Annotated in this window: 7 protein-coding genes and 1 pseudogene; 4 read left to right on the top strand and 4 right to left on the bottom strand. The window is 72.5% G+C overall.

Annotated elements, in window-relative coordinates; translation table 11 throughout:
• Positions 1 to 752: pseudogene (locus AB0J10_RS19445) on the bottom strand (glycosyl hydrolase); the annotation flags it as partial.
• Positions 753 to 778: 26 nt separating this feature from the next.
• Positions 779 to 3,271 (bottom strand): ThuA domain-containing protein, encoded by a 2,493-nt coding sequence (locus AB0J10_RS19440; RefSeq protein ID WP_363063129.1) that lies wholly within the window; start codon positions 3,269 to 3,271, stop codon positions 779 to 781.
• A gap of 180 nt (positions 3,272 to 3,451) precedes the next feature.
• Here AB0J10_RS19440 and AB0J10_RS19435 point away from each other — a divergent pair, with 180 nt between their 5' ends.
• On the top strand, positions 3,452 to 4,501 hold the full coding sequence (locus tag AB0J10_RS19435; RefSeq protein WP_363063127.1) for a multicopper oxidase domain-containing protein: 1,050 nt from the start codon (positions 3,452 to 3,454) through the stop codon (positions 4,499 to 4,501).
• A gap of 354 nt (positions 4,502 to 4,855) precedes the next feature.
• Here AB0J10_RS19435 and AB0J10_RS19430 read toward each other — a convergent pair whose 3' ends face one another.
• On the bottom strand, positions 4,856 to 5,392 hold the full coding sequence (locus AB0J10_RS19430; protein WP_363063125.1) for a hypothetical protein: 537 nt from the start codon (positions 5,390 to 5,392) through the stop codon (positions 4,856 to 4,858).
• A gap of 469 nt (positions 5,393 to 5,861) precedes the next feature.
• Between AB0J10_RS19430 and AB0J10_RS19425 the strand changes: the two genes are divergently transcribed.
• From AB0J10_RS19425 to AB0J10_RS19415, 3 genes are all read left to right on the top strand, one after another.
• Positions 5,862 to 6,674 carry a VOC family protein gene (locus AB0J10_RS19425; RefSeq protein ID WP_363063123.1) on the top strand — a complete coding sequence of 271 codons (813 nt, stop codon included), beginning with the start codon at positions 5,862 to 5,864 and terminating at the stop codon, positions 6,672 to 6,674.
• Positions 6,675 to 6,780: 106 nt separating this feature from the next.
• Positions 6,781 to 7,047, top strand: coding sequence for a WhiB family transcriptional regulator (locus AB0J10_RS19420; RefSeq protein ID WP_363063121.1), 267 nt, complete (start codon positions 6,781 to 6,783; stop codon positions 7,045 to 7,047).
• Positions 7,048 to 7,238: 191 nt separating this feature from the next.
• The gene (locus tag AB0J10_RS19415; RefSeq protein WP_363063119.1) at positions 7,239 to 8,615 is read left to right on the top strand and encodes an SDR family oxidoreductase; all 1,377 of its coding nucleotides are present in this window, start codon (positions 7,239 to 7,241) and stop codon (positions 8,613 to 8,615) included.
• Here AB0J10_RS19415 and AB0J10_RS19410 read toward each other — a convergent pair.
• On the bottom strand, positions 8,587 to 9,528 hold the full coding sequence (locus AB0J10_RS19410) for a chitosanase (RefSeq protein ID WP_363063382.1): 942 nt from the start codon (positions 9,526 to 9,528) through the stop codon (positions 8,587 to 8,589). The two genes, AB0J10_RS19415 and AB0J10_RS19410, sit on opposite strands and share 29 nt — an antisense overlap.
• Positions 9,529 to 9,720: the final 192 nt, after the last annotated feature.

Genomic DNA, 9,720 nt, shown 5'->3' with positions numbered 1-9,720 from the left:
CTCACCGTCGCCGAGGTCTCCGGCGGGGTCCTGTCGTCCGTGGGCGGGGCGACGACGGTGAAGTCGACGGCCTTCTCGGCGGCGGTGTTGCCGGCCTTGTCGGTGGCGCGGTAGCGGACCTTGTGGGTGCCGGTCTCGTGGACCATCACGGGTGCGGTGTAGGGCTGCCAGGCCCCGTCCGCGCCCAGCGCGTACTCGATCCTGTCCACGCCCGAACCGGCGTCGGTCGCCGCCAGGGTCACCGTGGCGTGGCCGATGTAGGCGCCCTCGGGGTTCTTCTCGCCCTCGACCTTCGCGGAGGTCTCCGGCGCCGTCGTGTCCTCACCGCCCGGGTCGGTCACCGTGAGGATGCCCTGCATCTGGCCGTGGCCGGGGATGGTGCAGTGGAAGCGGTACCGGCCCGGCGTCAGCGTGACCTCGGCCGAGTGCTTGCCGCCCTGGTCGTCGTTGGGGTTCGCCAGGATGTTCAGGGGGACGTCGTTGTTGTACTCGGGATCGGACACGTCGAAGGACAGGGTGTGCGGCATCCCGGTGGTGTTGCCGGTCGCCGTGCTGTTCTCGAAGACGATGGTCGTCGGGCCCGCCACCGCGGTAGTCGGGAACGACAGATAGCGGTCGATCGGGTCGCCCGCCGTCCAGGTGAGCGTCTGGGCCGCGGCGGTGTCCGCCTCCCGCTCGCCGGCCCGCCCGTGGGCGACGGTCGAGGTCAGCCCGAGCACCGTCACGAGCGCGCCCAGCAGCGCCGTCCACAGCCGGAGCTGTCCCTGCCGGAATGGTCTCACTGCTGCGCCGCCTTCCTCGCGAGCTGATCGGCGGCCGGGGTCGGGCCGCCGCCCTTGTACGTCACGCGCCACAGCGCGGACCTGGAATCGGAGGTGAAGAAGCCGCGCCCGTAGTCCAGCACGTACAGCGAACCGTCCGGGGCGAACTTCCAGTCCATCAGGTTGCGGATGCCGTCCGTGCCGACCGGGACGATCTTCTTCAGGGACTCGGCGTGCACCGGCAGCCCGCCCTTGCCGACCGTCTTCGGATCGGTCAGCACCGCGTGCCGCGGCTGGTCGCCGTCGTAGAAGTCGCCGACGAACCACTTGCCGTCCCAGTACGCGGGCCAGCGCACGGCTGGGTCGCCCGTCGCGTCGTCGAACCGGTACACCGGGCCGTTCATGGTCGCCTGACCGCCGCCCTTCAGCCACGGCAGCAGCAGCTTCTGCTCCTCCACCTTGTAGCTGGGCACACCGGCCGCGTCGCGCGGGTAGTCCGGACCGCCGCCCTGCGGCGAGTACCAGATCGTGTTCGGCGTCACCGGCGGCAGGTTCACCAGGCCGTCGTTGTTCGGCGACTCGTTCTTCGGCCTGGCGCAGTCGTACCAGCCGAGCGGCACGCTCGGGTCGGGCAGATTGCGGTCCCGGTAGGGCTGGTTGTTGCCCATGCAGAACGGCCAGCCGTGGTTGCCCGCCTTCGTGATCGCGGCGAACGTGTCGTACTTGGCCGGCCCCCACGTCGTCGACGGCGAACCGGCGTCCGGGCCGACCCAGCCCGCGTACAGGATGTCGGTCGTCCTGTCGACGAAGATCCGCGCCGGGTTGCGCACGCCCATCACATAGATCTCGCCGCGGGTCTTGCCGCCGCCCTCGTCCGGCTCCTCGCCGGTGAAGAGGTTGCCCTCGGGGAGGGTGTACGTCCCGTCGTCCTCGGGGTGGATCCGCAGGATCTTGCCGTTGAGGTTGTTGGTGTTGCCCGCGGTGCGCCGCGCGTCGGCGAAAGACACGCCCTTGAAGTTCGGCTGAGGGTTGTTTCCCGAGTAACCCGAGCTGAAGCCGGACGAGTTGTTGTCACCGGTGGCGATGTAGAGGTTGCCCTTGGAGTCGAAGGCCATCCCGCCGCCCGAATGGCAGCAGCTGTGGATCTGCACCGGCCACTTCAGCAGCACCTTCTCGCTCGCCGTGTCCAGCTTGTTGGTGGCGGGGTCGAGGGTGAAGCGGGAGACGTACCGCTCCGCCATGTGCGTGTCGCGGTCGATCCGCGAGTGCGGTGTGTAGTGCAGGTACACCCAGCCGTTGGTCTGGAACTCCGGGTCGAGCTCGATGCCGAGGAGCCCCTCCTCGTTCTTGGTGAGCTCGTCACCGCCGCCCTTGTTGCCGAAGACCGTGAGCGCGCCCGCGAGGGTCACCTTCTCCGTCTTCGGCTCGTAGACGTGGATCTCGCCCTTGCCCTTGCCGATGTCGGGGTTGTTCCAGTCGGTCACGACCGGCTGGGACGAGTCCGCGCCGCCGCGCCCGATGTACAGGATCCGCCCGTCGGGGGCGGCGACCAGGCCGTGCGGCTCGCCGATCTGGTCGTTCCGGCCGGGCTGGTTGGGCCGGGTCACCCGCTGCGCCGTGTAGTTGGCGGTGACGGTGGCCTTGCAGTCGGCCTGCGAGGTGCGGGAGGTCCAGGCCAGCGCGCCGCGCAGATGGTCCCGGAAGTCGGTCTCGGCGAACGAGTCGGCCGTCCCGCCCATGCCGGTGTAGAAGGAGCGGCCGCCGTCGTAGTCCCGGCACCAGGACACGGGGTGGTCCCAGCCGTTGGCGCCCTGGCCGGGCTGGTACGAGTTCTCCTTCACCCGGGCGACGGTGTGGACCGAACCGGACGGGTTCACCGACCAGTTGAGCCACTTGTCGGGCCGCTTCCAGTTCAGCGGGAGGCTCTTGGTCGCCGGGTGGAGCCGGTCACCGACCTCGACGACCGCGCGCTGGACGGCGGCCGGCGAGGTGGTGGGCCGGGCGCCCACGAGTCCGGTGAACCAGTCCGAGTACGGCTCGGTACGGGCGGCGTCGTGGATGCCGACGAAACCGCCGCCCGCCTCCATGTACGCCTCCAGGCCCGCCTCCTGCTCGGGGTCGAGCACGTCCCCGCCGCCGGTCAGGAAGACCACGGCGTTGTACCGGCCGAGCCTTTTGGCGTTGGTGAAGACGGAGGCGTCGTCCGTGGCCTCGGTGCGGAACCGGCCCGCCGCGGGGCCCGTCAGCCCTATCTGCTCGATGGCCGCGATTCCGGCGTCGACGGTCGGCGGCTCCTGGCCGGCCGAGGCATGGAAGACGAGCACCCGTACGTTGGCGCCGCCCGGTGGCGATGGCAGGGACAACGTTGTCGTCCCGGGCGATCGTGGATCCGGCGCGGGTCCGGCCGTCGCGGAGGTCCCGCCCAGCAGCGTCGCGGCCATCGCTCCGGCCAGCAGCGCCGCCGCCGTTCCGCGCCGGGTTCTCGACCGGTGATGTGGTGCGCGGTGCATGTGGTCACCCACCCCTCGTTGGTCACAGCAACAGCCGTGAAGCTAGACCTCTTTCGGCGTACCGCCAATAGAGATGGCCGCAACTCGACGAACTTTGTCCTGGGTGTGGAGAAACCAGGATCAGCCGACTACCGTGTGCCCGGCCCAACCCAATTTCGCTTACGGCACTGGGGAGTTCACATGGACAGACGGGGCTTCAACCGGCGCCTGCTGGCGGGTGGCGCGGTCGCTGCAACCGGTATGACATCGTTGTCCCTCGCCACCGCGCCCGCCGCGACCTCCGCCGAGGGCGCACCGAGGACCACCCCGGCCGGCGGCCAGGTGCGCCATCTCAAGCTGTACGCCGAGAAACTGGCGGACGGTCAGATGGGGTACGGCCAGGAGAAGGGCAAGGCGACGATTCCCGGTCCGATGATCGAGCTCGTCGAGGGGGACACCCTGCACATCGAGTTCGAGAACACCATGGACGTGCCGGCCGGCCTCCATGTCCACGGCGTTGACTACGACATCGCCAGCGACGGCACCCGGGCGAGCAGGAGCCACGTCGAACCGGGCGCCACCCGCACCTACACCTGGCGCACCCACGCCCCTGGTCGGCGCAAGGACGGCACCTGGCGGGCGGGCAGCGCGGGCTACTGGCACTACCACGACCATGTGGTGGGCACGGACCACGGTACCGGCGGCATCCGCAAGGGGCTGTACGGGCCGGTCGTGGTGCGCAGGAAGGGCGACCTGCTGCCGGACAAGCAGTTCACGATCGTCTTCAACGACCTGACGATCAACAACAGGCCGGGGCACCAGAGCCCGGACTTCCGGGCGACCGTCGGCGACCGGGTCGAGATCGTCATGATCACGCACGGCGAGTACTACCACACCTTTCATGTGCACGGTCATCGCTGGGCGGACAACAGGACCGGTCTGCTGACCGGACCCGACGACCCGTCCCGGATCGTCGACAACAAGATCACCGGACCGGCGGACTCCTTCGGCTTCCAGATCATCGCGGGTGAGGGCGTGGGCGCGGGCGCGTGGATGTACCACTGCCATGTGCAGAGCCATTCGGACATGGGGATGGCGGGACTCTTCCTGGTGGCCAAGCCGGACGGCACGATCCCGGGATACGAGCCGCACCACCCGGCGGTCCCGGCGTCACCCGGCGCGACGGACGGGGCGAAAGGCGTTTCGGGGACGGTGCGTTCCCCGGGCGCGCCCTCGGCTCACGAGCACTGAGTGCCGAGCAGTCCGCTTCCCGGCTCGCTCTGCCCGCCCGTCCGTTCCACCGTGCCGGACCTCCCGGCGCCGGGGTGCGGAGGGCGGTCCGACAGCACGTCGAACGGTGTGCTGCGGCGAGGGTGTTGACGCGGATCGGGTGTCGGGGGCGGAGTGACGTCGGCGGGACGGCGGCCCCGGACGGGGCGGCCCGGTGACGGCCTGTGCGGGAACGCGGACGAGGCCCCCGCGCAGGCGTGGCGGTCCCGCGCGGCCCATCGGGGCCGCGCGGGACCGTGTGCTCGTCAGGCACACGGGCTCGGGTGGGCACGGGGCACCGGCGGCGTTCAGCCGCGAGCCTTTCGCGGCGGCTCCTCAGCGGCCGTAGTTCGCGCGGCACACGGCGACGAGGGACGGGTCCGCGACGCCGTCCGAGGCCCGGCAGAGATCGCCCATGCCGTAGTCCGTCCGCGGACGGGGCGGTCGCACCCCGGTGACCGTCGCGTGCCTCCCGTGCTTGCGCGGCGGCGCGGCCTTCTCCGCCGCCCGGGTGCCTTCCCGCTCACCGCGCGCCCGCCGCTCCGGAGCGGCCGCATGCCCGTGGTGTGCCCGGGGAGCCTCCGCCCGCCCCGGCTCGGGTGCCTTGTCCCGCCTTCCGTCGCCCCCGGCCCGGTCGTCCGCGGGCCGGGACCGCGCCGACTCCTCCGGTCCGGTGGAGGCGAGTTCGGCATGGGCAGGTGCCTGTTCCGCCCGGCGCTCCGGGGAGAGGGAAGCGGGCGAGGGCGCTCCGGCCGGCGCGGGGCCTGGCGCCGGTGGCGGCGGTGTCCCGGGCACGGAGACGCAGCCCGTCGTGACGAGACCGGTCGCGGCGAGGAGTACGGCGAGGGTGAGGGGCCTGATGCGGGGGTGCATCCGTCCACCCTGCCGCAGCGCACGGCCGCTGCGCGGCGGCCACACGGCCGGACCACCGGCACGAGTGATCGCACGGGACGGAGGGCGACGCCGCGGGGGACGACTCCGCGACGGGATGCCCGAGCGCCCCTCGTCCTCGCCGCGCGGCAGTGTCTCGCCGATCCCGGGACATCGCACGGCGGCGTCCACCCCTTCGCCCGTGCGCACACGGACCCGGTAGCCGTCCGGTCCGCCCCACACGGACCGGATGGCCAACCGGCGCCTGCCACGGAAGGGGTGCCGCTCGGGGGAGGGCGGTGGTCCGGCGGCCGCCCCGGGTGCGGGGGACGGGGAGCGGGCGCACACTCGGTGGGGTCGGCCGCACAGTCACCAGGGACGAGGCACGACGCCGGGTCCCGACGCCGAGGCCCGGGAGCGCCGCGCGACGTCCCGCGGCGGCCCCCGGCCGCCCACGAAGGAGCGACGGCCCATGCTCACCACCCGCTATCTCACCGGCTCCCCGAACTGGCTCGACCTCGGCAGCCCTGACCTCGGGGGTGCGGCGTCCTTCTACGGCGACCTGTTCGGCTGGACGTTCCGCTCCCCGGGTCCCGAGGCCGGCGGCTACGGCCTGTTCGAACTCGACGGGAGGACCGCGGCGGGCGTCATGACCGTGCCCCCGGAGCGGGGCGCGGCCCGCTGGACCCTCTACTTCCAGTCGCCGAACGCCGACGACACCGCCGAACGGGTGACGAACGGAGGCGGCACCGTGACCCACGGACCGGCGGACCTGCGGGACCTCGGCCGCATGGCCCACTTCACCGACCCGGCGGGCGTGGGCTTCGCCACCTGGCAGCCGGGCACCGGCAAGGGGCTCGGCGTCGTGAACGAGACCGGCTCGCTGTGCTGGGCCGAGCTCTGCACCCCGGACCCGGGCGCGGCCCTCGCGTTCTACCGTTCCGTCTTCGGCTGGGACGAGTTCGCCGTGCCCGCCCCCGGTGGTGACACGTACCTCACCGTGAACCCGGCCGGCGCGGGGGAGGACGCGATGTTCGCCGGCCTCGTCCCACTGGAGACCGACCCGGTGGAGGCGGCCGGAGGACCGTACTGGCTGCCGTACTTCGAGGTCACCGACACCGACGCGACATCGGCGAAGGCGGAGGAGCTCGGCGGTACGGTCCGCACCCCGCCGATCGACCTGGAGGACGTCGGCCGCGTCGCGAAACTCGCGGACCCGTACGGAGCCCGCTTCGCGGTGATCGAGACCGCGGTGAAGAGCGCGGGCGCGGCGAACGCCGCGTGAACGCGCCGCCCGCCGACCGGACGGCCCCCCGGGGCGGGGTGGCCGAAACGCGGACGTTGATCGTTCATTGACATGCCGTTTATCACCGCGGGGCAGCCTGTCGACCATGCCCATGAAGAGCACCACTCCCGCCCCCGACCAGGCACTCTCCTGGCAGGAGACCGCCCTCTGCGCCCAGGTCGGCCCCGAGTTCTTCTTCCCGGCCCCCGGCTCCTCCACCCACGAGGCGAAGCAGCTGTGCGGCGCCTGCGAAGGCCGTGTGGCGTGCCTGGAGTACGCACTCGCCAACGACGAGCGCTTCGGAGTCTGGGGCGGCCTCTCGGAGAAGGAGCGCGGCAGGCTGCGGCGCTCCGGGATGCGGCGCCACGGGTAGCGGTCCCGGCGGGCGGGCGGGCGGGTCCGGCACGGCGGGCGAGGCCGTCGGGGACTCGGGGCCGCGCGCGACGGGCGGTGACGGACCGCCCTCGCGGCTCGGCCGGCGGCGTCAGGCGGGGCCGCACGCCTCCCGGGTGAGTGGAAATCAGCGTGCCGGTGCCGGCCGGCGCCGACTACGATCACCTGCGCATGAAGCAGATGCACGCGACGACGCCGGGCACGACCCCGGCCGTCCCGGACGGCATGGTCACGGACGAGGAACTGGCGGCTCTCGGCCGCCTGGTGGAGCGGCTGCGCGGCCTTCCGCTGGAGGATCCGGTGCGGATGCGCGGCGAGGAGATCGCCGCGGCCTTCGCCCGGGAGAGCCGCAACAAGCGCCGCAAGGCCCGCCGGAAGACACGTTCCGAGGCCGATGCCCTGCTCACCGCCGCCACCGCGACAGGCGCCTCCGACCGCCGTGAGGACGCCGCGCTGAAGTCGCGCCGCGGCACGGTGGGCACCTACCTGAAGCCCCGTCACTGCTATGTCTGCAAGTCGCCCTACCGACAGGCCGACGCCTTCTACCACCGGCTCTGCCCCGCCTGCGCGAGTGACAACGCCGGGCGGCGGACGCTGCGCACCGACCTGTCCGGCCGGCGGGTCCTGCTCACCGGCGGCCGGGTGAAGATCGGCTTCCAACTGGCCCTGATGATGCTGCGGGACGGCGCGCAGGTGCTGGTCACCAGTCGCTTCCCGAACGACGCCCTGCGCCGCTTCCGGGCCGTGCCGGGCAGCGGGGAATGGATCGACCGGCTCACCGTCGTCGCGATCGACCTGCGCGACCCGCGCCAGGTCCTCGGACTGTGCGACCGGCTGCGGGACGACGGCGATCCGCTCGACGTACTCGTCAACAACGCCGCGCAGACGATACGCCGGCCGCCGGAGTCGTACGCGCTGCTCGCCTCCGGTGAGGGCGGCGAGCGTCCGGCGGGCGTGCTGACCGCTCCCGGGTACGCGCCGGCGGCCGTCACCGCCGGCCGGTCCACCCCGCTCGACCTCGTGTTCCCCGGTGCCGACGAGGCCGGGCTGCTGCCCGACCTCTCGGCCGCCAACTCCTGGTCCGCGCGGATCGGCGAGCTCGACCCGGCCGAAGTCCTCGAGGTGCAGCTCGTCAACTCCGTCGCCCCGGCGCTGCTGTGCGACCGGCTGCTTCCGCTGCTGCTCGCCTCGCCGCGACCGCGTCGCTACATCGTCAACGTGTCCGCCGTCGAGGGGCGGTTCGCCGTGCGCAACAAGACCGGCGGCCATCCCCACACCAACATGGCGAAGGCGGCCCTCAACATGTTGACCCGTACGAGCGCGCACGAACTCGCCGCGCAGGGCGTGCACATGTGCAGCGTGGACACGGGATGGATCACCGACGAGAACCCGGCCCCGCGGAAGGCGCGGATCGCCGCGGCCGGTACCCGCACGCCGCTCGACATCGTGGACGGTGCGGCCCGCGTGTACGACCCGATCGTGCGGGGCGAGGCGGGTGCGCCGGTGTCCGGGGTCTTCCTCAAGGACTACCGGGTGGCCGACTGGTGAGGTCCGGCGCGGCCGGGATGCGGAACGACTCCCCGTACATCCGCCACTCCAACGGCGCCGTCAGCCCCATGTTCCCGTTGCGCAGGAACACCCGCTGCGCCGTGTCGATGCGCGAGGTGTCGCGCTTGCCGGGACCGGTACGGGCCCGCGTGGCCGAACGGCTCTCGTCGAGGAAGGCGTTCAGGTACTTCCTCTCCGCGCCGCCCTCCGCGGCCGTCCTGGCCTTCTTCATGGCCGCCTGGCGGATGCCGTAGAAGCCGTCGCGTTCGAGGCCCGGGCCGTGCAGCAGCATCGCGTCGTAGTAGATGAACTGGCCGAGCGTGCCGAGGCCGTCCATCTTGGCGAGCCGGACGGCGGGGTCGAAGTAGATCCGGTCACGGGCGGCGTCCTGCGCGGCGCGGAAGGCCGGCTTACCCGCCTCCGCGGCCCAGGCGTCGGTGAAGCCGGGGCCCAGCCCCTCGTGCGAGTCGGTGCCGTCGACCTCCCTGAGCGCGGGGAGGTAGGGGGCCAGCCCGTTGTCGGGGTGCTCGGCGGTGTAGGCCTCGACCAGCTGCAGCATGTCGTTGGTGCCGGAGCAGAAACCGATGATGCCGGCGGTGTATCCGTTGCCGTCGCCGAGGTCCTCGATGGCGTCGTACTGGCCGCGCCAGTTCAGGGTGGAGTGCTCGGCGGTGGACACCAGCCGTGCGGCGATCTCCTTCTTGGCGGGATCCGCGAGCCCCGCGGGCATCTTCGCGATCCTGGCCTCCAGCGCCCGCCGCTCGGCCGCCGTGCCCGATTTGAGCGGGTTCTGTGCGGGGGCCGTCGTCTTCTGCTCCTGCCGCGGCCGGTCGGCGAGCGGGATCTCGTCCTCGCTGCCGACGCCGAGGATCACGGATGCGGCGACGGCCACGGGGGCGGCTATGAGGATCATTCGGGTCGCGGGCTTCACGTCGCACAGATTACGGGGCGCCTCCCGGCCGCCCGACGCCCCGTCCCCGCTGAACACGACGGCGGGACCCCACGGCCCGACCGCCCCTCGTCCCGTTCGGGCGGGCCCGTGCGACGCGACCGCCCCCGCCGCGGGACGCGGCGGGGGCGGTCGGAGGTCCGTCGCGGGCGCCGG

The organism is Streptomyces sp. NPDC049887, assembly GCF_040656535.1.
Lineage (GTDB): Bacteria > Actinomycetota > Actinomycetes > Streptomycetales > Streptomycetaceae > Streptomyces.
This window is presented reverse-complemented; position numbering and strand designations above follow the sequence as displayed.

Bases quoted from the DNA above. Each gene is read 5' to 3' on its own strand.
- AB0J10_RS19440 (WP_363063129.1), bottom strand. From the start codon at position 3,271: ATGCACCGCGCACCACATCACCGGTCGAGAACCCGGCGCGGAACGGCG.
- AB0J10_RS19435 (WP_363063127.1), top strand. From the start codon at position 3,452: ATGGACAGACGGGGCTTCAACCGGCGCCTGCTGGCGGGTGGCGCGGTC.
- AB0J10_RS19430 (WP_363063125.1), bottom strand. From the start codon at position 5,392: ATGCACCCCCGCATCAGGCCCCTCACCCTCGCCGTACTCCTCGCCGCG.
- AB0J10_RS19425 (WP_363063123.1), top strand. From the start codon at position 5,862: ATGCTCACCACCCGCTATCTCACCGGCTCCCCGAACTGGCTCGACCTC.
- AB0J10_RS19420 (WP_363063121.1), top strand. From the start codon at position 6,781: ATGCCCATGAAGAGCACCACTCCCGCCCCCGACCAGGCACTCTCCTGG.
- AB0J10_RS19415 (WP_363063119.1), top strand. From the start codon at position 7,239: ATGAAGCAGATGCACGCGACGACGCCGGGCACGACCCCGGCCGTCCCG.
- AB0J10_RS19410 (WP_363063382.1), bottom strand. From the start codon at position 9,528: ATGATCCTCATAGCCGCCCCCGTGGCCGTCGCCGCATCCGTGATCCTC.